Source organism: Sinomonas humi (assembly GCF_000802235.1).
Taxonomy (GTDB): Bacteria; Actinomycetota; Actinomycetes; order Actinomycetales; family Micrococcaceae; genus Sinomonas; species Sinomonas humi.
In genome coordinates this window covers 153,890-177,475 of sequence record NZ_JTDL01000140.1, presented here as the reverse complement: position 1 = coordinate 177,475, position 23,586 = coordinate 153,890, and the positions used below count along the sequence as shown (strand labels likewise).

The following is a 23,586-nucleotide window of genomic DNA, read 5'->3' as shown; positions in this document are numbered from 1 at the left end:
GACTTGTGGTGTACCTCGGGCACACGCCCGAGGTACACCACAAGTCCGTCGAGCCATTCCTGGGGGAGCTCGGCTGCTGGAAGGAGGACCAGCCTCTCCCCCTCCATCGCTGCCCGGTGCTGAGCGAGCAGCAGGGCCATCGTCCCCTGCTCGTGAACGATCGAAGCGAGGAAGGCAGGATCGGCTCGATCCTCGCTGCGGCGGTCGAGCGCGGCAGGCACAACCGGCAGAAGCATCGGCGAGAGCTCCCCGGCGAGCGGACCCGCCCCATTCACCCCGCCGCCGTAAAGTCGCGACTCGGAATCCGCGGAAGGAGCGGAGTCCGAGGTGGAGTTCGAACTCGAATTGAAGGAGGCAGGGCCGGAGGTCATAGTCCTACCGTACTGAGCTGCACCGACAGTCGCATGCCAAGGATGGCCGCATGTGGACGAACCCGTCGCGGGACACGCCGCACGGGGCCGTGATCCGACCCCCTGCGCGGGCTACCGTAAACAGGGTGAGACGTACCCCCATGGAGCTGGCTGCCCTCGCGACCGCTGCTGTGCCTGGCCTTGAACCCGTGGCGGTCGGCGCGTCGCCCGACGACGCGACGGACTTCGATTCGGCCCTCATTCAGGGCGCTGATCGGCGGCGTTGGCGCGTCCGTTCCCCCCGGGGCACCGAAGCGAGTGCGCGTCTTGAGACCGAGATGCTCGTCCTCCGGGCGTTCGGTCCCGCCATCCGGGCGGAGCTCCCGTTTCAGATGCCGGCCGTCGCGGGCACCGTTCGCATGGGCGAACTCACAACCTGCGTCTACACTCACCTCGCAGGGACGGTTCGAGAACTCGGCGAACTCGCTGCCGGTGGACCGCGGTTGGTGAAGGACATCGGCGCCGCACTCGCCGCCATCCACGCCCTCCCGGCCGCGCTCGTCGACCGGGCCGACCTCCCGGCCTACACCGCCAACGAGTTCCGGCAACGCCGGCTCAACGAACTCGACCAAGCCGCTACCACAGGGAAGATCCCGCCCGTGCTCCTGCGACGGTGGGAGAACGCGCTCGAGGATGTGAGCATGTGGAGGTTCAATCCGACCGTCGTCCACGGCGACCTCCACGAGGACAATCTCCTCATCGACGACGGGCGAGTGACAGCGGTAACGGGCTGGACCGACCTCCGGGTCGGCGATCCCGCCGACGATATCGCTTGGCTCGTGGCGTCGAACGAGCCGGACTTCGTGGACGCCGTCATTGCCGCTTACCACGAGGCGCGCAAGGAGCCCGTCGATCCCCATCTTCTGCGCCGCGCCGCGCTCGCGGCAGAGTTCGCCCTCGCCCAGTACCTCGTGAAGGCCCTCGCGCTCCACGACGTCGCCGCGGCTGCCGACGGAGAGGACATGCTCCGGCAGCTTGCCGCCGATATCGAGGAGCAGGAAGCCGAGGACCACGCCGCCTCCGAGGCCGCGGCCCCGACTGGCGCACCGAGGACAGCCTTCCCCGCAGCTGAACCCGAAGCCGTCACGTCGGCCGTACCGATCGTCCAAGCCCCTTCCGTAGAGCGTCCCGAGCGGGAGACCGAGCCTGAGCCCGCGACCGACGCCATTCCTCTCGTGAGCGCTGGGGACGCCTCCGAGGAGGAGGCAGCAGCCAGCGCAGGCGCAGAGAGCGAAGGAAAGGACTCCGAGAAGGAGATCAGGTCAGAGCCGACTCGATGAGCTGCTCGAGCTCCTTCTGGCTCGCGAGCTTCTCGGGCCTCACGACCCGACCGTCAGCCAGATAGAAGAACGCGGCGGTGACGCGCTCGAGCGGAACGCCCTGCAGTCGGGACCACGCAAGACGGTAGACCGCAAGCTGCACAGCGCGGGACGCGGCTTCACGTCCGCTCGGCGCACGGCCGGTCTTCCAGTCCACAAGATCCCAGGTGCCGTCCGCATCACGGAAGACCGCATCGACGCGTCCACGGACGACGACGGGTCCCACCCGCGTCTCGATAGGCACCTCGACGAACGCCGGGCTTCGATGGGCCCACTCCGAGCGTTGGAAGACCTCGACGAAAGACTGCAGGTCGTAAGCCTCGTCGACGAACTCGTCAGCGTGGTCGAGACCCTCGAGGTCGAGCATCGCGCTCTGCGCAAAGTACTCCTCCACCCAGGCGTGGAAGGCCGTACCCCGCCGGGCCGCCATGCCGGGGCGCCGAGGGACGGGACGGCGAAGCTGCCGCACGACGGCCTCGGGGTCTTCTCCGAGCGCCACGAGCGACGACGCCGAAAGGTGCTCGGGAAGCCGGACACCGTCGTCGTCAACCTCCCTCTCCCGCTCAGCGAGGAGGAGCTCTGCCTCCCGAAGCCACCGGGCGGCACGCGGTGTGCGGCTGCCGGCAGCCGCGGCATCCTCATCACCCTCGTCAGGGTTGAGGGGAAGCGCGGCAAGCACGTCGGCCGCTGCCCGCTCGAGGGGGCGTCGCCGGCCTGGGGCCAGACTCCGGCGCAGGCCCGTTGTCGCATCGACCGGACCTTCGAGGGGATCGTAAGGCCAGATCGCCACCTCGGGCTCGGCGTGGAGCGGGTTTTCTTCGGGTAGGTCGCCGTCCTCCGCCCACGCGAGAATCTCGAATCCGTAGTCTTCGGCGGCGTCGCGCAGTTCGCTGAGGAACACGGAGGGGCCGGCTGGCTTTGCCCGGCTCGCCGACCATGCCGAGCCCGTGACGACAAGGAGCTCCTTTGCACGCGTGAACGCCACGTACGCGAGCCTCCGCTCCTCGCGCTCGGCATGCTGGCTCGCGTCCTCAGCGAAGGCCTTCTCCGCCTCAAGGCAGCCCTTCAGGTCCGGATGGTCAGCGTCCCACTGGGGAAGTTCGTACCGATCACCTCTCAATGGCCAAGGGAGGGCTTCGGCGCCGCTCGTCCAGCGATCGTTGCCGCCGCTTGGAAAGGCTCCGTGATTGAGGCCCGCCACGACGACTGCATCCCACTCGAGTCCCTTCGAGGCATGCACGGTGAGAAGCTGGATGGCTCCGGGAACAGGCTCGCTCGGAGCCATGTCGAGCCCGGACTCCTCCTGCGCCGCAGCGTCGAGCCAGGCAAGGAACGCGAGCAGTTCCGAAGAGGTCGACTGCGCGAGGAACGTTGCTGCGGCCTCCTGGAAGGCATCGAGATTCCTCCGCGCATGATGCAGGGACACGCCGGGCCGGGCGGCGAGTTCGATATCGAGCAGAAGGGAACGCTCGACTTGCGCGATGAGGGTCCCCAAGTCATCCGAGCTCAGCGTGCGCAGAGTCCGGAGCTCGTCCCGGAGCCTCGCGAGCCGGTTCAGTCCATCAGCGGTGAGCGAGCGCCCCGCGCCTGAGACCCAGTCCCGTCGCGGAAGGCGATCAATGGCCTCGACGAGGCTAGCCGCGTCTGCAATATCTCCCTCGACAAGCGCCTCCTCGACGGTGCCGGGGGCATCGAGTTCCTCGTCGGGGACTCGCGCGGCCCGCGCACGTCGGCCAGCTAGATGTCGAGACCAATCCGCGAGGGCCATGAGATCTGCCGGGCCGATCCGCCAGCGCGCACCTGCGAGCAGTCGCATGAGGGCGTCCGAGCGTCCCGGGTCGGCAATCACGCGCAGCGTGCTGACGACATCGATCACCTCGGGGGTATCGAGCAGACCGCCCAAGCCGACGACCTCGTAGGGCAATCCGCGGCGTTCCAACTCGCGCTGAATGGGGACGAACTGTGATCTCTTCCTGCAGAGAACCGCCATCGTCGGCAGACTTTGGTCCCTCGGGGCTTGGCCGTCAGCCTCCCGGAGCCGAGCGAACGTCGCCAACTGATCCGCTACGGCGGCCGCTTCCTCGAGTTCGTCGCTGAATCGGGCCACCACCACCCGTCCCCGGGTTGCAACAGGGCTCGGCTCGAGGCTGCGCACCTCCGCGCGGGCAGCCTTCGGAGCGTAGGGAACGGAATTCCGGAGCGGCTCCGCGGCGATGTTGGCCGTGGCGAGCACCGAAACGCTGTTGCGCCACGCCGTCGTCAGGTGGCTCACGGCTGCCCGCCGCCGCTGCCCGTCCGGCAGGACCTCTGGAAAGGTCTCCGGAAACGACGAGAGCTGGCCAGCCGAGGCGCCCCGGAAGCCGTAAATCGACTGGTTTGGGTCGCCGACAGCCATGACGGCGTGGCCGTTCCGGAAAAGCTCGGAGAACAGCACGGTCTGGGCATGCGACGTGTCCTGGAACTCGTCGAGGAGCACCGTCCGATACCGGTCCCTCAGGAGGCCCCCGGCCTCGGGGACATCGCGTGCGATCCGTGCCGCGAGCGCTACAAGGTCGCCGTAGTCGAGGGCTCCCCGACGTCGCTTCGCCTCCGAGAAGCGCACGACGAGCTCCGCGACCGCAGCCCTCGACCTCAACGTGGAGACCAATTTGGCCGCTGCGGAGGCGGGCCCGCGCCCACCCCCAGAAGCCAGCGGGAGGGTTGCCAGCCGCGAAGCTTCCTCGGCGAGCCACGCCGCGACATCGTCGGGCTCCTGGAGGTGCTCGGCGCATTCGCCAGAGAGCTTCATGACCGCCCCCACGAGAGTGCTCTTGGCGGGAAAGCCGTCCCAGATCTCGCCGTCATACGCTTCGACGACCGTCGAAGCGAGCTGCCAAGACTGGGCAGACCCCAGCAGCACGGCGTCTCGTTCGATGCCGATCCGCAGACCATGGTCCTGCACCACGGCATTGGCGAACGAATGGTAGGTCGAGACGGTCGGTTCCATCGCCTCGGTATCGAGTGCCTCGGGTGCGAGGTCGAGTCCGTGGTGGCGGGACGCGCGAGCAAGCTTGGCCAGGTGCGCGCGAATCCGGGCGGACAATTCGCCTGCGGCCTTGCGGGTGAACGTCACGCCGAGGATCTCGTCCGGCCGGACCAGCCCGTTGGCGACGAGCCAGACGACGCGGTCCGCCATCGTGGCCGTCTTGCCCGATCCGGCTCCTGCCACGACAAGCCGAGGGGTCAACGGCGAGGAGATGATCTGTGCCTGCTGCTCGGTCGGTCGATGCTGGCCCAGCAAGTCAGCAAGCTCTTCCGGCGAGAACCGCTGAGCGCCACTGGCCGGCCGCGAGGCGGACTCCGCGCCTTCCGTGAGGGCGTTGTCGAGGTCGATTGTCATTCCGTCACCTGCCTTCCCCGTGAGCACAGCGGACAGATTTCCGGGAGCCTGCATCCATGGCCCCGCCCGGCGGCCGGCTCGTGGCGTGCTTCGAAAGCCTCGCCTGACATCGATTCCGCTGCCTGTTCGATGAGCTCGACAGCCCATTCCGTTTCCTCGAGTGGAGCCTGCTGCTGAATCGCGACAGCCTTGGCCGTGTCCCCGAGCTGGACGAGCTCTGCACCCCCGGTCGCTGCTCCCTCGCCGAAGGCGCCAGCAGCGACAGCGACCTGATAGGTCGAAAGCTGCGCGTGCCGCGGAACATCGGTGGCGCGCGGCTTGCTGCGACCCGTCTTGAGGTCGACGACGACTAGCCTGCCCTCCTCGTCCCGTTCAAGCCGGTCCACTTGTCCGCGAATCACCGTGCGTTCGGCCACTGGTGACCCGCTGAGCCGCGCGAGCGGCACCTCGAAATCGGCCTCGACTCCGACGAGTGCACGCCCGGCGGAGCGAACATACTGCGCAAGCTTCGTCAGCATCGCCGTCGCCCGCGCATGCTCTCGGCGTCCCTCCCACGTCTCAGGCTGGCCGAGAGTGGGCCAACGGCGCTCGAGATCGGCGATGTAGTCCTCTGCGGTTCCAGAGGGCCGCTCTTGGGCGATTGAATGCACGAGGGTGCCCAGACTGCGGGCGAAATCTGTGGCGGCCTCGCCGCCTGCGGCGGAAACGAACCAGTCAAGGGGATTCTTCGTCGCGATCTCGACCTTGGATGGCGAGACGTGAATGGGTTGATCCGGCGGAACGATCGGCTCGGTGCTTGTCAGTGGAGCCAGGCCGTACCAATCCTCTGGATGGGCGCCTGTGACGCCCGAACGAGCGAGGCGGGCCAGGAGCTCGACGGCCTTTTGGGCATCGCGTCCCTCAGCTTCGGCTGTCTGCCTGAGCTCGGCCACGAGCGGCCGCAGGCCGAGCGTACGGGGCACATCGGTGTAGGGCCGCAGTGGCACCCGGTCCGGGAGAGGGTCGATGAGGTCGAGGAAGGGCGAGGGGATCTCGTCCTCAGAACGCACGCCGGTGCAGACGAGCCGCTCAGAGGCCCTCGAGACCGCGGCCGAAAACATGCGCAGCTCGTCGTAACGGATGTCACGCAGGCGGGTCCTCGGCGTCACGAGCATCGCATCCAGCGGCCCAAGCTCGAGGCAGTCGGTAAAGGTGGCGCTCCCGAGCAGCTCCCCGCGAAGGCGGTTGTTGGGCCACACGCCGTCCTGAAGACCCGCGACGACTACGAAGCGCCACTCGCGTCCGGCAGCACTTGCTGGGGTGAGGACCTCGACCGCCTCATCCGCCTGAGCTCTCGGCGCGAGGGTGTCCATCGGGATCTCCTGCTCGACGAGGTAGTCGAGGAACTGTGCCGGCGAGGCACCGGGGAGACGGTCTACGTACCGCTCGGCCGTATGGAAGAGCGCCATGAGTGCATCGAGGTCACGATCGGCGCGGAGACCGACCGGGCCACCCCCGAGGGCGAGGGTGTACCAACGCTGCGAGAGCGCCGCGGCGTCCCACAGCGCCCAGAGCACCGTCTCCGCCGTGGCGCCTGCCTCCGCCGCTGCGGCTCGTCCCCGCTCGAGCATCCGTGCAATCCGTCGAGCAGCCTGCCCCTCAACACCGAGCTCATCGAGGGATCCAGGCGCCTCCAGCGCTTCGACCAGAAGCGCATCGCTCGCGCGACCGCCGCCCGAGGAAAGCTCGAGCTGCCGAAGCGATTGGCGCAGACGGCGCAGCTCGAGGGCGGAGGCTCCCCCGATCCGGGATCCGAGGAGCTCGACCGCCGTTTCAGCCGTGAGTTCGGCCGGGTCAAGCACCACTCGGTAGGCGGTCAGGAGCGGGCGGACCGCCGCCTCGTCCCGCACCGCCGTTTCGGCCACCGGGACTTTAACGGGAATGCCTTGCGTGGCAAGGAAGCGCTGAACTTGGGCCAGCTTTGCTCCGGACCGCACCATGACTGCCATCTCCCCATAGCCCACACCGCCAAGCAGCCGGGCGTCCTGGATCCTGTGGGCGAGGTAGCGGAGCTCGTGGAGCGCGGACGGCAGCACGTGAGACTCGACGTCGCTCGCCGGTTCGAGGAGCGATACGTGGTCGAGGTGACGGGCAGCTTGTCCTCCAGGGACCGCGGAGATTCGCGTCGCAACGTTCTGCCAGGCCGCTGCAACCGTGGGAGTGAGCCGATGCGAAGTGCTGAGGGCAACTTCCGTGACGCCCCCCAGGAGATCTCGCAGCTTCGGCACAAGGTCCGGCCGCGCTCCACGAAAACCTTGGACGACGACGTCGGGCGCTGCGGCGGCGATGACGTCTCTCCCGCTGCCGAGCACCGCAAGGAGTTCGAGGACCGCCGGATTCGACTCTTGGACGTCATCGATGACGAGCAGGCAGAGCCGTCTGCGTTCGGCGTCTAGCAGATCGGGGTCGTCGAGCAGGATCTGTCGTGCCGACGTAATGATGCCCGCAGGATCGAAGGCTTCCGGCATACGAAGTTCCAGCACGTCCCGGTACTCGCGATAGAGCTCCGCCGCGGCCTCCCACTCGGGGCGCCCGACCCGACGACCCAGTTCGGCGAGCTCGCCCGCCGTCGTCCCGTACTCGGTGACCCTGTCGAACAGCTCGCGAACCTCTTGCCTAAAGCCCCGAGTCGCAAGGGCGCCCTGAACCGACCTCGGCCAGCGCGGTCCGCTTCCCATGGCCCGGTGCCCTTCGAGAAGCTCCTTGACAATCAGGTCCTGCTCGGCGCCCGAAAGCAGCCGAGGGGGCCTGGGCAGCCAGTCCAAGCGGCCCTCGGCACGTGCACGACGAATCAGGTCGAAAGCATAGGACTGCCATGTGCGGGCAGGAGGCGCGCTGAGGCTTCGATTGAGCCGCGCCGTGAAGCCATCGCGCAAGCGGGCAGAGGCCGCTCGCGACGGCGCGAGGAGCAGAACCTGCGCTGGATCGACCCCGTCCCTCTCGACCCGGGCCACCGCCGCCTCGACGAGGATTCGGCTCTTCCCTGTCCCAGGAGCTCCCCATAGGAGAACCGGTCCCGACCCCTGACGCAGGTCCAGAACCGCCTGCTGATCGTGGGACGGTGACCACGCACCAGACTCGGCCGGGCTCAGAGGCGGGAGAAGACGCAACGTCATGGAAGGAGTCCACCATTCGGGTCCGACATTCTTGTTGCCCTCCCATGCACGCGCTCCCACAGCTCTTCGGCGACTGCATCCACCAAGTCCAGTTCGCCGTCGTCCGGGGCCCACCGCGCACGCTGCATGTCGACCCGCCACCCCGCTCGCCCTGCTACGCCGCGGAGGGGTGTTGACTCCTCCACGTAATGGCCGAGAGCTTCCACCTCGTGGCCTTCCGGCGCGCCACCGTTGGCCCTGATAACGCGCCACCATGCAACCTGGGCGCCGAAGTGGGACATGACGCTCCCAACTTGACGTGGGCCGCCCGCCCCCAAGAGCTCCGCGACATCGCCATAGGCGAGGACAGAGCCTGGCGGAACGAGTTCGACGACGGCAAGCACCGCCTCCACAAACTCGTCCCGCATGCTTCCCAGCCTAGGTGCTCGGCGTGCCTGAACCGGGAATGTCGGACCCTCCCGTTAGCGTGTGGGGCATGACGTGGAAGAGCAGATCACGGGCGGCTTTCGACCTCGAGACAACGGGGCGCAACGCCCGCGCGGCGCGGATCGTCACAGCCAGCATCGTCGTGCTCGGGCCGGATGGGGCCGTGGAGTCGGCGCACGAGTGGCTCGCCGATCCCGGCATCGAGATCCCCGCCGAGGCCGCCCAGGTGCACGGTGTCACAACAGAACGCGCCCGGGCCGAAGGACGGCCGGCGGCGGAAGTCGTGGCCGAAATCTCCGCCGTGCTTCAGGCGCTGTTCGACGACGACGTACCCGTCGTCGCGTTCAATGCGGTCTACGACTTCACGGTCATGGCCGCCGAGTGTGCCCGCCATGGCTTGCCGCAGCTGACTCGCTTCCCGGTCCTCGATCCATACGTCATCAACAAGCAGGTCGAGCGCTATCGGAAGGGCAAGCGAACACTCGGAGCCCTCTGCCAACAGTATGGAGTCGTGCTCGACGATGCCCACACGTCAGCGGCGGACGCGCTCGCCGCGGTACAGCTGCTGGACGCAATGGCCCTCAAGTTTCCCGAACTCGACAAGCCGGCGGCCGCACTGCACCGCAGCCAAGTGGACTGGTCACTCGCCCAAGCGGCCGATTTCGAGGCCTACCTCCGCCGGACGAAACCGGCCGCCGTCGTCGAGGGTGACTGGCCGGTGCTGGCGCCCGTGGACGCATCGCGAAGCGGGTTCTAGCCGCGCTCCTCGACCCAAGGGCTTGCAGACGGACCTGGCCTTGTCCGGCTTCTGAGACTGATCTCACACCGCTATTTCGCTTCAACTCGCAGCACCAGCACCTGCAACTATTCAGGCAGCAGAGCGATGCCGTTGGCCTATGTGCTCGCCCCGCTGAGTTGACCGAATATCCTTCGCCCAAAGTGCCATTGTTGCGGAACAAGTTTCGAAAAAGAATGTTTCACAGCCTCTGCACATAATGGTATGCAGCTCTGACGCGCCCGTGACCCTGCTATAGACGGCGTTCCGCGCGTCCTGCATTCCCCTACGAAAGCGAAGGCCCATGAAGTTCAAGGCCCCTAAGTGGCTCGCGGCCGCCCCCATGGCGGCAGTACTTGCCCTGACGCTCGCCGCCTGCGGTGGCGGGACGAGCGCGTCCAGCTCGCCCACCGATGCCCTCAAGGGCTCGGACCAGCAGTCCACGGACAAGTACACGACTGCCTCGGTGACGCCCCTCGACAAGATCGACACGTCGAAGCTCGGCCTCATCACTCCCGGCGTGATCAAGGTCGGCACGCTCTCGGACGCGCCGCCGAACATCTTCATCGACGACAAGGGCAACTTCACGGGCTACGACAACGAGCTTCTCAAGGCGATGGCCGCAAAGCTCGGGCTCAAGGTCGAATTCGCGTCGACGAAGTTCCAGAGCCTGCTCGCCCAGGTCGCGAACAAGCAGTTCGACATGGGCTCGTCCTCGATCTCCACCACGGATGCCCGCCGGCAGACGGTGGGCTTCACGAATGGCTACGACTTCGGCTACATGGCGATCGTCACGAAGCAGGGCGCCACGGTCAAGTCCTTCGACGACCTCAAGCAGGGCGTCCGCATCGGCGTGGTTCAGGGCACGGTCCAGGACGACTTCGTGACCAACACCCTCAAGCTCGATCCGGTTCGCTTCCCGGACTACAACACGGTCTACGCGAACGTGAAGAGTGGCCAGATTGACGCCTGGGTGGCTCCCTCCCAGCAGGCTGAGGGCGCGGTCAAGCCGGGCGACGGGACGACCATCGCCCAGAAGAAGGTCAACACGCAGAACTTCACGGCCTACGCGGTCGCGAAGGACAACCAGCCGCTCATCGACGCGCTCAACTCGGCGCTCGATGCTGTGATCGCCGACGGCACGTGGTCCAAGCTCACGGCCCAGTGGTACCCGGACCGCCCGACGCTCAAGGAGCAGACTCCTGACGGCTGGAAGCCGGGCAGCAAGGCCGTCCAGGTACCAGCGGCCAAGTAGAGGACGGGCGCCACATGGATCTGACTAAGCTCGGCGAGACCTTCTTCGACTGGAAGGTCATCGGCGATGTCCTCCCTACGATGTTCACGGTCGGCCTGCTGAACACGCTCGTGCTCGCGGTCGTCTCCGCGATCATCGGCTGCTTCATCGGCATGGTGCTCGCGCTCATGGGCATCTCGCGCAATCCTGTGGCGCGGTGGGCCGCCCGGGTGTACACGGACGTGTTCCGTGGGCTCCCGGCGGTCCTCACCATCCTCGCGATCGGCTTGGGCTTCGGCCCGATCTTCCGGCAGCTCACAGGGATCACGAGTCCCTACCCGATGGGCATCGCCGCGTTGTCCCTCATGTCCTCCGCCTACATCGGCGAGATCTTCCGCTCGGGAATCCAGAGCGTCGACAAGGGGCAGCTCGAGGCGTCCCGAGCGCTTGGATTCGGCTACGGCCCTTCCATGCGCATGATCGTCGTCCCGCAGGGCATCCGCCGCGTGCTTCCTGCCCTTGTGAACCAGCTCATCGCACTAATCAAGGACTCCTCGCTCGTCTTCACCCTCGGGCTGACGTCGGGCGAACGCGAGCTCTTCCAGATCGGCCAGGATACGGCCGCCAACACGGGGAATCTCTCGCCGTACGTTGCCGCCGCGCTCTTCTACCTCGCAATGACCATCCCGTTGACGCACTTCGTGAACTGGTTCGACCGCCGCCTTCGGACGGGCAAGCCCCAGAAGGCAGAACCGGACGAGCTCGCGGCGCCGATCGGCAAGGGGGCAGCACATGTCTGAATCGCACTTTGCATCTGGCTCCCTCGAGGCGAAGGGCATCCACCTCTCGTTCGGATCGAACCACGTCTTGCGTGGCATTGACCTGCGAGTCGAGAAGGGCCGTACAGCCTCGGTGATCGGCCCTTCGGGTTCGGGCAAGTCGACACTCCTGCGCGTCATGAACCGGCTCATCGAGCCGGACGAGGGGGATATCCTCCTCGACGGCAATTCGGTGCTCAGGGAGAACCCGGACGAGCTGCGCCGGCGGATCGGCATGGTCTTCCAGCAATTCAACCTGTTCCCGCACAAGACCGTGGTTGAGAATGTCTCCTTCGCGCTCCGGAAGCTGCGCAAGCTGCCGAAGGACCAGGCGAGGTCCGAGGCTCTCGCACAGCTCGACCTGGTGGGCCTCAAGCACAAGGCAGACGCCCGGCCGGGCAACCTCTCGGGTGGCCAGCAGCAGCGAGTGGCTATCGCGCGTGCGCTCGCCATGAAGCCCGAGGTCATGTTCTTCGACGAAGCCACCTCCGCGCTCGACCCCGAGCTTGTGAAGGGCGTCCTCGCACTCATGGCCGATCTTGCGAAGGGCGGCATGACCATGGTGGTCGTGACTCACGAGATGGGCTTCTCGCGGAACGTCTCGGACACCGTCACCTTCATGGACCGTGGGGTCGTCGTCGAAACGGGCGCCCCGGAGCAGGTCTTCGATTCGCCGCGCACGGACAGGCTCCAGCGCTTCCTGAGCGACGTTCTCTGACGTTTCGTTCCCTACGACGCTTGGCCTGGCGAGGTCGGTCCTCTTCAAGGGCGACGGCGGCACTCCCCGTGAGTGCCGCCGTCGCCCGTTTCCGCGCCCATTTCGGTGCCACTACAGCGGCAGTCCCCCGGCGCCCTTCAGATCCCGCATGACGATTGTCGACGTGAGCTTCGCCAGGCCCGGCAGGGCCGCGAGGCGTTCGTCGTAGAGCTTCTGGTACCCGGGCAGGTCCTCGGCAACGCACTTGAGCAGGTAGTCGGGATCGCCGAACAGCCGGTATGCCTCGACCACCTGTGGCTCGGCGACGACAGCCTCCTCGAACGCCCGGATGGCCTCCCGTGAGGTTTCGCGAAGCGTCGCGAACACCATGGTGCCGAACCCGAGACCCACTTTCGCGGGGTCTACCTCGGCGTGGTAGCCACGGATGACGCCGCTCGACTCGAGGTCCTTGAGCCTTCTGTGGCAGGGCGCGAGGGTCAACCCGACTTCGGAGGCCAGAGCCGTAGCCGTCATTCGACCATCACTCTGCAGCACCCGCAAGATATTTCGATCAATTCGGTCGATCATGAGAAGAATCTACCTCCTCACGCGCCTATCCCAGCGAGAAGAGGTGAGCACCTTTCAACGCAAAATTCCTAGTCTTGCGACATGGACTTCGCCCCCTTCCTCGGCTTCGCCGCAGTGTCCCTCACGCTCGCGCTCACGCCCGGCGCAGATTGGGCCTATACGATCGCGGCAGGGATCCGCGGAGGGTCTCCCGCACCGTCAGTTGCCGGGCTCTGCACGGGGTATCTGGGGCTCACCGCTGTCGTCGCCACTGGCCTCGGCGTGCTGCTCGCAGCACGGCCCGCGCTCGTCGCGTGGCTCTCGGTGGCCGGCGCGCTATACCTCCTGTGGCTCGGGGCGACGACGGCGCGCGGCTGGCGGGGGGCCGGTTACCATGCGAACGCGGCGGCCCTTCCAGCGGGCGGGGCGCTCGGCGACTTCCTCCGGGGCGCAGGAACGAGCGGAATCAATCCCAAGGCCCTCCTGCTCTACATGGCCGTCATGCCCCAATTCGTCCGGGCAGGTTCTCCCCTCCCCGTGCCGGTCCAGACGGCTGTGCTCGGGCTCATCCACGTGGTGATAACCGTCGTCGTCTACGCTCTCGTGGCTCTTGCGGCGCGGCGCCTCCTGCGGGCGGCGCCGCGGCGAGCCCAGATCGTCACACTCTCAAGCGGGGTCATCATGCTCGGCATCGGCGTCGCGCTGCTTGTCGAGCAGGTGCCCGTACTCTCAGGAGCGGCGTGACGTCTGGCCACGCGTGAAGCGAGATCTGGCCACTCGTCGGGGGGGACGAGTGGCCAGATCTTCTTGAGGGTGTGGTCAGTTGGCCGTGAGCGACGGGTCCGATTCGGCGGGCGAGTCGCCGTGGACGACGGCGTCGGCCGGCTTGGCTGCAGCGGCAGCCTTGGCAGCGGCAGGCAAGGCGTCGAAGATCCGCTGCATCGCGGCGTCGTCGTGCGCAGCAGAGAGGAACCATGCCTCGAAGACGCTCGGGGGCAGGTACACGCCGGACTCGAGCATGGAGTGGAAGAACGGCCCGTAGCGGAAAGCCTCTTGGGCCTGGGCATCGGCATAGTTGTGGACCCCTCGTTCCGATGTCCCGAACGCAACCGAGAACAGGTTCCCGGCGCGCTGGATCGAGTGGTCCACGCCCTCGGCCGAGAGTGCCTCCGAGAGGGCTGCGGAGAGTTCAGCGGAACGGACATCGATGTGCGCGTAAACCGCGTCAGTGGCGAGCGAGAGCGTCGCGACACCAGCAGCCATGGCCACAGGATTCCCTGAGAGCGTTCCGGCTTGGTACACCGGGCCAAGGGGCGCGAGATAGTCCATCACTTCGGCGCGCCCGCCCAGGGCGGCAACGGGCATTCCGCCGCCGATCACCTTGCCGAAGGTGAACAGGTCAGGCGCCCACCCCTCCGCTTGGCCCGTGATGCCCCAGTAGCCGGCGGGACTCACGCGGAAGCCCGTGAGCACCTCGTCGACGATGAACAATGCACCGTGCTCTTGGGTGATCCGCCGGAGCCCGGCGTTGAAGCCCTCCCCCGGGGTCACGACGCCCATATTCGCGGGTGCAGACTCGGTGATGACGGCCGCAATCCGCGAACCGTGCTCGGCGAAGGCAGCCTCCACGGCGCCGAGGTCGTTGTACGGGAGCACGAGGGTCTCCGCGGCGGTCGCCGCCGTGACCCCAGCCGAACCTGGAAGGGCGAGCGTGGCGACGCCGGAGCCCGCCGAGGCGAGGAGGCCGTCGACGTGCCCGTGGTAGCAACCAGCGAACTTGACGACGAGGTCGCGCCCCGTGAAGCCTCTGGCGAGCCGGATCGCCGTCATCGTCGCCTCGGTGCCGGTCGAAACCATCCGGAGCCGTTCGACCGCGGGCACCCGGCCGATGACGAGTTCCGCGAGCGCCGCCTCATCCGGGGTCGATGCGCCGAAGGAGAGGCCGCGGTCGACGGCGGTGTGCACCGCGGCGAGAACCTCCGGGACTGCGTGTCCCAACAGGGCGGGGCCCCACGAGCATACGAGGTCTGCGTACTCCCGCCCGTCGGCGTCGGTGACGTACGCGCCCTTTGCGGACACGATGAAGCGCGGCGTCCCGCCCACCGAACCGAAGGCGCGAACGGGAGAGTTCACTCCTCCCGGCATGAGCGAGCGGGCGCGGTTGTAGAGGTCCTCGGAGGTGGTCATGGGCTCCATTCTTCCATCCGCCGCGCCCGGCGAGCTCACGCGAGCATGTCGGCAACCAACGGCGCGACCTTGGTCCCCAAGAGTTCGATGCTCTTCATCATCACGCTGTGCGGGAGGGTGCCATTGGAATACTTGAGATCGAAGCGCTCGGTTCCGAGAACCCTGTGGGTCTCGGCGATCTTGCGCGCAACGGTCTCGGGAGAGCCCACGTAGAGCGCGCCCGCCCGTGAGGCCTGCGCGTTGAATTCGGTCCGGCTGCCCGGGCCCCAGCCGCGTTCCACGCCCAGCCGGTTCCGCATGGCGAGCCAGTGTGGGAAGAGCTCCTCGCGGGCCTGCTCGTCTGTGTCTGCGATGTGCCCTGGCGAGTGCGTAGCGAGCTGGGTGTACGGCTTGCCGAACTTCTCGAGCGAGCGCTTGTAGAGGTCCACGAAGGGCGCAAACCGCGCTGGCTCGCCGCCGATGATTGCGAAGCTCACGGGATAGCCGTAGTGCGCCGCCCGCGCGACCGATTGCGGGGTTCCCCCGACTCCGATCCACGTGTCGAGGAGCCCCTCTTCAAGGTGGGGATAGGCCGTGAGCCCCGAGATCGGGCCGCGCGTGCGTCCCTCCCAGTGAATGGGCTTCTGCGAGCGGACGCGGTCGAACAGTTCGAGCTTCTCCTCGAAGAGCACCTCGTAGTCGTCGAGGTCGAAGCCGAAGAGCGGAAACGACTCGATGAAGGAGCCGCGCCCGAGGATGACTTCGGCGCGGCCGTGCGAGACGGCGTCGAGCGTCGAGAACCTTTGGAACACGCGGACAGGATCGTCGGAGGAGAGCACCGTCACGGCGGACGCGAGCCGGATCGTCTGGGTCTGCGCTGCGACGGCGGCGAGGAGAACCTCGGGCGCCGAAACAGCGAAATCCTTCCGGTGGTGCTCGCCGACCCCGAACGCGTGGAGGCCCACCTGGTCCGCGAGCTTCCCCTCCTCGACGACGTCCCGGATCACCTGTGCGTGAGGCTTCGGCTCCCCGTCGGGCCCCAGGCCGACGTCGCCGAACGTGTTGACGCCGATAAGGACCGAGGATTCCTGTTCGCTAGTTTCATGCATACGCATATAAACCGCCCCCTCCGCGGGATCATTCCCTCGCAGGCGTATGCGCTACCCCTCGCGCAACCACCGCGCGATCTCAGGCGCCCAGTACGTCAACACCATGTTGGCACCTGCGCGCCGGATCCCGAGCACGGACTCGAGGATTGACGCCTTGCGATCAATCCAGCCGTTCGCCGCGGCGGCCTCGATCATGGCGTACTCGCCCGAGATCTGGTAGGCCGCGACGGGCACGGGGCTCATGGCCGCGACATCAGCAAGGATGTCCAGATAGCTCATCGCAGGCTTGACCATGATCATGTCTGCGCCCTCCTCGAGGTCGAGCTCGACCTCGAGGATCGCCTCGCGGCGGTTGGCGGCGTCCATCTGGTAGGTCCGGCGATCGCCCTTGAGCTGCGAATCGACAGCCTCTCGGAAGGGGCCGTAGAACGCCGAGGCGTACTTGGCTGCGTAGGCGACGATCGAAACGTCCTGATGCCCTGCGGCGTCGAGCGCTTGGCGGATGACGGCGACCTGGCCGTCCATCATGCCGCTCGGCCCGAGCACATGGGCGCCGGCCTCGGCCTGGGCGACGGCCATCTGCGCGTAGATCTCGAGCGTCGCGTCGTTGTCGACCCGGCCCTGGTCATCGAGCACTCCGCAATGGCCGTGATCTGTGAACTCGTCGAGGCACACATCGCTCATGACGACGAGCTCGTCACCGACCTCGGCGCGCACGCTGCGGATGGCCGCGTTGAGCACCCCTTCCGGATCGACAGATGCCGAGCCAGACGGGTCGCGCTCTTCCGGAACGCCGAAGAGCATGATGCCGCCCAGACCGAGCTCGGCCGCCTCGACCGCAGCGCGCTTGAGCGTATCGGTCGAATGCTGGACGACGCCGGGCATGGACTGCAGCGGGACAGGTTCGGTGATGCCCTCGCGAATGAACGCGGGAAGGATGAGTTCGGCGGGGTGCAGCCGGGTCTCGGCGACAAGCCGGCGCAGCGCCGGGGTCTGGCGCAAGCGGCGGGGGCGTTGGTGGGGGAAGCTCATTGATTGTCCTTCCGGTGCTGCTGGGATAGTGCGTGAATGGCCGCGTCCACGATCCCCGCGGGGGTCGGCTTCGGAGCGGTGGCGGCGACCACGTGCCCGAGCGAGCGCAGTTCCTCTGCCGTCGGCTGCCCGATGGCGATCAGGGATGTGCTCCCGAGGGGGCGCAGGGTCTCGTCGATCCGGCGAGCGGCGCTGGGCGATGCGGCCACGACGGCGTCGATGGCGCCCGAAGCTAGCTGTGCGCAGGCTTCGTGAGGTGAGAGTACGACGGCGCCCGCCGGCTCCGTGCCTACGGCGAGCTCCGCAGTGAGGCGGCGCCGTGGGTCTGCTGGATAGTCGACGGTGCGGTAGGCCGTCACGGTGTCGACGGCCCAGCCTCTGGCGGCGAGGCCATCCGCGAGTGTCGAGGCGGCGAGGTCGCTCTGTGGCAACAACACGCGGACCGCGCCCGCGCCGTCGGACCCGGCCGCCCCGCCGTCGTCGGCATACGCCCATTCCCCGAGGAGGCCCTCGGCCGACTGGCGGCCTTCAGGCGCAAGGTCGACCCGCAGCCCCTCAGCCTCGAGGACTCTCCGCGAAGAGGGGCCGACCGTGGCGACCCTGACGCCCTCCGGCACGAGGTCCGCCAGCCGGAGCCCCTCTTCGAACGAGTAGCCCTTGAGGGCCCGCACGGTCGTGATGCTGCTGACCACGAGCCAGGCGTACTCCCCTGCCTGAAGCCGGGCCAACGCCTGAGCGAGCTCGTCGCGATCGGACGCACGCTCGAAGTCGATGAGAGGCAGGAGCAGCGGTTCGGCACCCGCCTCCGCGAGCGCTGAGGCCATCGCGCCCGCACGATCGGGGCTGCGGGTGAGGAGGATCCGCCGTCCGCCAAGCCCGCCCCCACGCCCCGATGAAGAGGACATACTCAGGCGCCCAGCTCCGCGAACTCCGCGACACCGCGGGCCAACAGTTCCTCCGCCAGTTCGATGCCGAGCAGGTGCGCGCCCACGTCGGTCAGGCCGTCGGTCGCCTTGTTCAGCCGGACGCTCTGCTTGCCATCAGGCGAGCACACGACCGCGTCGAGGTACAGCAGGCTCCCCTTGCGGCGCGCGAGCGCTCCGACCGGCGCGGCACAGCCCGCCTCGAGCCTCGCGAGCAGGGCTCGCTCCGCGCTCACTGCGAGGCGCGTGTCGGCGTCGTCAATCGCGGCAAGTGCTTGGGCGAGCACCCCCTGCACGGCGTCCGGAACTGGGACGCCGTTTTCGCGCGCGGGGGCGTCGTCGAAGCGGCATTCGACAGCGAGGGCGCCCTGCCCTGGGGCGGGCAGCATGACGTCGGGCTCGAAGTACTCGCTCACGACGTCGGTGCGCGCCAAGCGTGTGAGGCCTGCGGCGGCGAGGACGACGGCGTCGAGGTCGCCTGGGGCGTCAGGTGCGTTTCCGGGCAGGCCCGGAACGCGGCCCAGCCTCGTGTCGACGTTCCCGCGGATGTCGAGTACCTCGAGATCGGGCCGAGCGGCCCGGAGCTGGGCGGCGCGGCGGGGAGAGCCCGTGCCGACCTTCGCGCCCTCGGGAAGCTGAGCCAGAGTGAGGCCGTCTCGGGCGCACAGCACATCGCGCACATCCGCCCTAGCCGGAATCGCGCCGATCGCGAGGCCGGGCGTCCCGCCCGTCGGGAGATCTTTGAGCGAATGGATCGCAACGTCGCAGCGGTCGGCGAGAAGCGCCTCGCGAAGCGCAGCCACGAACACTCCTGTCCCGCCCAACTGGGCGAGGGAGCCGGTGCGGACATCGCCCTCGGTCTTGATGCGGACGAGTTCGGTCTCGAACCCGCCTACCGCAGAGAGCAGCTCGGCGGTCTGCTGCGTCTGGGTGAGCGCAAGCGCGCTTCCGCGCGTGCCAATGCGTACGGACATGGTCAGTGACCTGCTCCCAGCTCAACCCCTGCTTCCGCTATCACTGGCTTCGCTCCCCGGAAGTTCTCGCAGCACCCCGGGCGGCACACGTCGTACCAAGGGCCGAGATCGGTTACATGCGGACGGTCGGCAACGGTGTCCTCTGACGTCCGCTCCCGGATGAGGTCGACGAGCCCGGCGACGAACTTGCCATGAACCCCTGGGGTAGGGACACGCACGGCTTGGACGCCGAGCTTCTCGCACGTCTCGAGCGCCTCGGTATCGAGGTCCCACGCGACTTCCATGTGATCGCTCACGAAGCCGAGCGGCACGATGACGACGCCCTTGACCGCCGGGCCTCCGCCCTCGCCGGTGGCGATCGACTCGAGGTGATCGTTGATGTCCGGTTCGAGCCAGGGAACATGCGGAGCCCCCGAGCGCGACTGGTATACGAGATCCCAGGCGACGTTCGGAGCGACTGCGGCCATGACAGCGCGCGCGTTCGCGAGATGCTGCGCAACGTACGCGGATCCACCCTCGAACTCGCGCGGCTCACTGCCGGAGCGGCCGGCAGCCTCCGCGTCACGCGTCGGAATGGAGTGGGTCGCAAAGAGCACTCGGATCTCGCTATCGCGGGAGCCATCAACGGCACCCAGCGCCTCGCGCACCTGGGCGAGGCCCGCCGTCGTGCCCTCGACGAATGGCTCGACGAACCCTGGGTGGTCGAAGTACTGCCGGACCTTGTCGACCTCAAGGCGGCCGGCAAGCCCGGTCTCGGTGAGGGCGACGCCGATGTCCTCGCGGTACTGGCGGCAGCTCGAGTAGCAAGAGTAGGCGCTCGTCGTGATCATGAGGACGCGGCGGTGGCCGTCGTCGTACATCTTCTGAAGCGTCTCGGGGATGTACGGATCCCAGTTGCGGTTGCCCCAGTAGACGGGGAGCTCGATGCCGCGCGCATCGAGCTCGGCCTCGAGCGCCGCCTTGAGCTCGCGGTTCTGGCCGTTGATGGGGCTCACGCCGCCGAAAGCGCGATAGTGGTGGCTGACTTCTTCGAGGCGCTCGTCAGGGATCCCGCGGCCTCGGGTCACGTTGCGCAGGAAGGGGATGACGTCCTCCTGGCCCTCCGGCCCGCCGAATGAGGCGAGGAGGACGGCGTCGTAGGCCTTCGGCTCCATCCGCCCGGCCTCGGTGACCGGGTTGATCGAAGTGCTGATCTGCAGCGACTCGGCGGCGCCGGCGACAGGCGCCGTCACGCGAGGACCTCGGCGACCTCGGCGGCGGAAATCCGCCGGCCCGTGTGGAACGGAACCTCTTCACGCACGTGGTTGCGCGCGTCCGTGTAGCGCAGGTGGCGCATCATGTCGACGAGGTCGACCAGTTCGGGAGCCTCGAGCGCGAGGATCCATTCCCAGTCGCCGAGGGCGAAGGCTGAGACCGTGTTGGAGATGACCTGGGGGAAGTCGCGGCCGAGCATGCCGTGGTCGCGCAGCATCCGCGAGCGCTCCTCGGCGGGAAGGAGGTACCACTCGTAGGAGCGTACGAAGGGGTAGACGGTGAGCCATGTGCTCGGCTCGACCCCGCGGGAGAAGGCCGGAGTGTGGCTCTTCGCGAATTCGGCCTCGCGGTGGACGCCCATCGCGTTCCAGGTCTGCTCGGTTCCCGCGAACAGCTCGCTGCGACGGATGTCACGGACGGCCTGCTGAAGGTCCTCGGGCTTGGCCCCATGGACCCACACCATGATGTCCGCGCCTGCACGGAGGCCGGAGACATCATAGAGCCCGCGTACGGTCACACCCTTCTCGCCGAGGCGAGCCACGAGGGCCTCGAAGTCGGAGACGGCGCTCGCCGCGGGAGCTGCACTGCCTGATACCCGGCCGAAGACGGCCCAAAGGGTGAAGAACAGCCATTCGGGAGCCTCGGCGCTGAGGCCACCCTCAGGCGCAGTTTTGGTGACAGATTCGTCGAAAGTGTGGCTCATGGCTTCCAGTGTGCTCCTTCGTAGACGGCAAATCGAATTCAAAACTACTTCTACAGGCTGTAGAGCGGTAGAAAGAGATCAAAGTCACACGGAACGGTCCGCAAGCTCGCTGGCCTGCTTGCGGGCGTCCGGCACAACGGATGCCAGCCCGTTCCCCGCGGCCCACCCGCCCACGACGGCGAGCCCCGGCTGGGCGGCGACGAGCCGGCGGATCTCTCCGACCCGTTCGCGGTGGCCCACTGTTGCGAACGGCAGGGCACCCTCCCAGCGCACAACGTCCCAGCCCAACACATCCTCTGGCACGACGGGTACGGTCAACAGGATTGAAGCGTCGGCGAGCGCGGCCCGGAACAGCTCGTCGTCGGTTTCGGGACTGTCGTCGGGAGGCCTTCCGCTCTCCTCGGCCCGCCCGTACGACAGCCGCACGACGTGCGTGCCCGGGCCGGCCTGCTCCGCGAGCCAAGGCCATTTCGCAGTTGCGTGCGTGAGCGCCTTCGCCTGGAGGCCGGGCGACTGCGGCGCGACGAGCACGCCTGTGCCCCGCGGCCGGGCGTCCAGCTCGGGCTTGTCCAGAACGAGCGTCACGAGCTTCACCTCGGGACCTGGAACAGGCTCGTGGCCCGCGAGCTCTGGAACGGCGTCCGAGAGCAGCTCGACCGCCGCAGGCCCTCCGAGCGCGACGACGACGAGCTCTGCATCGAACGTCTGCGTCGCGCCCTCGCCCACGGCGGTCTGCACACGCCAGCCCTCGCCCGAGCGGTCGAGGCGCTCGGCGCGCTGCCCGCTCAGCAGCGTGACGCCGTCGTCCGCCAATCGTTTCACGAGCGCCACGACAAGGCGGTTCATGCCTCCCCGGATGCCTGCGACGGCAGAACCCGCCTTCGCCCCAGCCCGAGCCGCGCTGCGCTCGCGCTGGACCGCAACCGCCGCGGCGAGCGAGCCTTGCTCGGACATGAGGGCGCGAAGCCCTGGCGCCACCATGTCGATGTCGAGAAGTTCGGGGTCGGCCGAATGCACGCCTCCCACGACGGGCGCGACGAGCCGCTCGAGGACCCGCTTGCCCATGCGGGCACGGACGACGGCGGCGACACTCGCCTGGTCTGTCGGTGGCCGGGTGGGCAGATAGCGGTCGAGCGAGGCCCTGAACGATCCCCACCAGCCCAGAGCCGAGCGCACCTCGGGGTCCCAAGGACTTGACGGAATGCCGAGGATGCCCGCCTTCGGCAGCTCCTCCGCCCTGTCAGGCAGCTGAACCCACGCACCCGAAGGATGGGGCGCTACGATCTCGCCCGCCAAGCCGAGATCGCTCAGCAGGCTCTTCACGCCGTCAGTCCGAGTGGCGAAGGATTCCGCGCCACTGTCGAGCGTGAGCCCTGCGACCTCGTGGCTCCCCACGCAGCCGCCCCACCGATCGGTCGCCTCGAGGACCGTCACCTCGATGCCCCGGCCACGCAGTTCCAGGGCAGCGCAGAGACCGGAGACTCCCCCGCCGACTACGACGGCGCGGGCAGCGCGCTCCCCGCCCCCCGCGCCCTGCTGTGGTTCCATGTCTCGCCTAGATGGAGTGGATGAGCTCGACGAGGCGGGTCAGAACGCCTGGGTCGGTCTCGGGGGGCACGCCGTGGCCGAGGTTGAGGACGTGGCCCGGAGCAGACGCGCCCTGGCGCACGATCTCGCGCACATGCGCCTCTAGGACGTTCCACGGCGCGGCGAGAAGCGCTGGGTCGATGTTGCCCTGGAGGACGACGCGCCCGCCCAAACGGCGGTTGGCCTCCTGGATCGGAAGGCGGTAGTCGACGCCCACTGCATCGACTCCAACCTCGTACATCGCCCCAAGGAGCTCCGAGGTGCCGGTTCCGAAATGCACGAGGGGCGCGCCCAGGTCCCGTACGTGGTCCAGGGCCCGGGACGAGTACGGGGCCGCGCTCCGGCGGTAATCCTCAAGTCCGAGCGAGCCGGCCCACGAGTCGAAGAGCTGGCCAGCAGAGGCACCCGCTTCGATCTGGGCCCTGAGGAACCGGCCGGACGCATCCGCGGTCCACTCCATGAGCGTCTGCCAGGTCGAGGGATCACCGTGCATCATCGTCCGTGGCCCCAGATGGTCGCGGGACGGACGGCCCTCGATCATGTAGGCCGCGACGGTGAAGGGAGCGCCCGCGAAGCCGATGAGCGGGGTGGTGCCGAGCTCCTCGACTGTCAGGCGGACGGCCTCCCGGATGGGGGCGAAGACCGAGTCGTCGAGGCGCGGAAGGGCGGCGACGTCCTCTGGGGTGCGGATGGGGCGCTCGAGCACCGGCCCGACTCCTGGCGCAATGTCCACGCCGATCCCAGCAAGCTTGAGGGGGATCACGATGTCCGAGAAGAAGATGCCGGCGTCGACGCCGTGCCGGCGCACGGGCTGGACCGTGATCTCCGCTGCGAGCTCGGGCTTGAGGCACGCCTCGAGCATGCCGACGCCCTCGCGCGCAGCGCGGTATTCGGGCAACGAACGGCCGGCCTGGCGCATGAACCACACTGGGCGATTGCTAGGGCGCGCTCCCCGATATGCGGTGATGAGGGGAGACTGCGCCGTCCGGCCGTCCTTGAGGGGGTGGTCAGGGCTGAGGGTCATAGGCCGATTCTCTCAGAGGGGGCAAGGGCTCATG

Annotated in this window: 19 protein-coding genes and 1 pseudogene; 6 read left to right on the top strand and 14 right to left on the bottom strand. The window is 67.9% G+C overall.

Annotation, left to right across the window (positions count from 1 at the left end; all coding sequences use genetic code 11):
- A pseudogene (locus LK10_RS15665) lies at positions 1-371 on the bottom strand (hypothetical protein); the annotation flags it as partial.
- A 125-nt stretch (positions 372-496) separates the two neighbouring features.
- Here LK10_RS15665 and LK10_RS15660 point away from each other — a divergent pair.
- Positions 497-1,690 carry a phosphotransferase gene (locus LK10_RS15660; protein WP_052207450.1) on the top strand — a complete coding sequence of 398 codons (1,194 nt, stop codon included), beginning with the start codon at positions 497-499 and terminating at the stop codon, positions 1,688-1,690.
- Here LK10_RS15660 and LK10_RS15655 read toward each other — a convergent pair.
- Genes LK10_RS15655 through LK10_RS15645 form a run of 3 tightly spaced genes read right to left on the bottom strand, consistent with a single transcriptional unit; the run spans position 1,668 to position 8,670 of the window.
- Positions 1,668-5,108, bottom strand: a complete 3,441-nt coding sequence (locus LK10_RS15655; protein ID WP_043125506.1) for an ATP-dependent DNA helicase — start codon at positions 5,106-5,108, stop codon at positions 1,668-1,670. The genes LK10_RS15660 and LK10_RS15655 overlap by 23 nt on opposite strands.
- Positions 5,105-8,263, bottom strand: a complete 3,159-nt coding sequence (locus LK10_RS15650; protein ID WP_052207439.1) for an ATP-dependent helicase — start codon at positions 8,261-8,263, stop codon at positions 5,105-5,107. Before LK10_RS15650 ends, LK10_RS15655 begins: the two co-directional genes overlap by 4 nt.
- On the bottom strand, positions 8,260-8,670 hold the full coding sequence (locus LK10_RS15645; RefSeq protein ID WP_043125504.1) for an MGMT family protein: 411 nt from the start codon (positions 8,668-8,670) through the stop codon (positions 8,260-8,262). Before LK10_RS15645 ends, LK10_RS15650 begins: the two co-directional genes overlap by 4 nt.
- 68 nt (positions 8,671-8,738) lie before the next feature.
- Between LK10_RS15645 and LK10_RS15640 the strand changes: the two genes are divergently transcribed.
- From LK10_RS15640 to LK10_RS15625, 4 genes are all read left to right on the top strand, one after another.
- Positions 8,739-9,446: a 3'-5' exonuclease gene (locus LK10_RS15640; RefSeq protein WP_043125502.1), complete on the top strand. Its 708-nt coding sequence runs from the start codon at positions 8,739-8,741 to the stop codon at positions 9,444-9,446.
- Between the two features lie 322 nt (positions 9,447-9,768).
- Entirely contained in the window at positions 9,769-10,719 is a 951-nt protein-coding gene (locus LK10_RS15635; protein WP_043125500.1) for an ABC transporter substrate-binding protein, read from the top strand.
- Between the two features lie 14 nt (positions 10,720-10,733).
- A complete protein-coding gene (locus LK10_RS15630; RefSeq protein ID WP_043125498.1) occupies positions 10,734-11,498 on the top strand; it encodes an amino acid ABC transporter permease in 765 nt (254 codons plus the stop codon).
- Positions 11,491-12,234, top strand: coding sequence for an amino acid ABC transporter ATP-binding protein (locus LK10_RS15625; RefSeq protein WP_043125496.1), 744 nt, complete (start codon positions 11,491-11,493; stop codon positions 12,232-12,234). The genes LK10_RS15630 and LK10_RS15625 overlap by 8 nt, the downstream gene beginning before the upstream one ends.
- 111 nt (positions 12,235-12,345) lie before the next feature.
- Here the strand turns inward: LK10_RS15625 and LK10_RS15620 are convergent, their stop codons facing one another.
- The gene (locus LK10_RS15620; RefSeq protein ID WP_043125493.1) at positions 12,346-12,801 is read right to left on the bottom strand and encodes an Lrp/AsnC family transcriptional regulator; all 456 of its coding nucleotides are present in this window, start codon (positions 12,799-12,801) and stop codon (positions 12,346-12,348) included.
- Between the two features lie 81 nt (positions 12,802-12,882).
- Here LK10_RS15620 and LK10_RS15615 point away from each other — a divergent pair, with 81 nt between their 5' ends.
- Positions 12,883-13,524, top strand: coding sequence for a LysE family translocator (locus LK10_RS15615; RefSeq protein ID WP_043125491.1), 642 nt, complete (start codon positions 12,883-12,885; stop codon positions 13,522-13,524).
- A 75-nt stretch (positions 13,525-13,599) separates the two neighbouring features.
- Here the strand turns inward: LK10_RS15615 and hemL are convergent, their stop codons facing one another.
- From hemL to hemE, 9 genes are all read right to left on the bottom strand, one after another.
- Positions 13,600-14,967 (bottom strand): glutamate-1-semialdehyde 2,1-aminomutase, encoded by a 1,368-nt coding sequence (gene hemL, locus LK10_RS15610; RefSeq protein WP_052207438.1) that lies wholly within the window; start codon positions 14,965-14,967, stop codon positions 13,600-13,602.
- 35 nt (positions 14,968-15,002) lie between these two features.
- The gene (locus LK10_RS15605) at positions 15,003-16,055 is read right to left on the bottom strand and encodes an LLM class flavin-dependent oxidoreductase (RefSeq protein ID WP_043125489.1); all 1,053 of its coding nucleotides are present in this window, start codon (positions 16,053-16,055) and stop codon (positions 15,003-15,005) included.
- A gap of 51 nt (positions 16,056-16,106) precedes the next feature.
- Complete coding sequence (gene hemB / locus LK10_RS15600; protein WP_043125486.1) at positions 16,107-17,087, bottom strand: porphobilinogen synthase; 981 nt, start codon at positions 17,085-17,087, stop codon at positions 16,107-16,109.
- A complete protein-coding gene (locus LK10_RS15595; RefSeq protein ID WP_043125483.1) occupies positions 17,084-17,992 on the bottom strand; it encodes a uroporphyrinogen-III synthase in 909 nt (302 codons plus the stop codon). Before LK10_RS15595 ends, hemB begins: the two co-directional genes overlap by 4 nt.
- Before the next feature lie 2 nt (positions 17,993-17,994).
- The gene (gene hemC / locus LK10_RS15590; protein WP_043125481.1) at positions 17,995-18,984 is read right to left on the bottom strand and encodes a hydroxymethylbilane synthase; all 990 of its coding nucleotides are present in this window, start codon (positions 18,982-18,984) and stop codon (positions 17,995-17,997) included.
- 2 nt (positions 18,985-18,986) lie between these two features.
- Positions 18,987-20,138 (bottom strand): ferrochelatase, encoded by a 1,152-nt coding sequence (locus LK10_RS15585; protein ID WP_052207449.1) that lies wholly within the window; start codon positions 20,136-20,138, stop codon positions 18,987-18,989.
- Positions 20,139-20,212: 74 nt separating this feature from the next.
- Positions 20,213-20,941, bottom strand: a complete 729-nt coding sequence (gene hemQ, locus LK10_RS15580; protein ID WP_043125478.1) for a hydrogen peroxide-dependent heme synthase — start codon at positions 20,939-20,941, stop codon at positions 20,213-20,215.
- A gap of 84 nt (positions 20,942-21,025) precedes the next feature.
- Positions 21,026-22,489 (bottom strand): protoporphyrinogen oxidase, encoded by a 1,464-nt coding sequence (gene hemG, locus LK10_RS15575; protein ID WP_052207436.1) that lies wholly within the window; start codon positions 22,487-22,489, stop codon positions 21,026-21,028.
- A 7-nt stretch (positions 22,490-22,496) separates the two neighbouring features.
- Positions 22,497-23,552: a uroporphyrinogen decarboxylase gene (hemE, locus tag LK10_RS15570; RefSeq protein ID WP_052207435.1), complete on the bottom strand. Its 1,056-nt coding sequence runs from the start codon at positions 23,550-23,552 to the stop codon at positions 22,497-22,499.
- Positions 23,553-23,586: the final 34 nt, after the last annotated feature.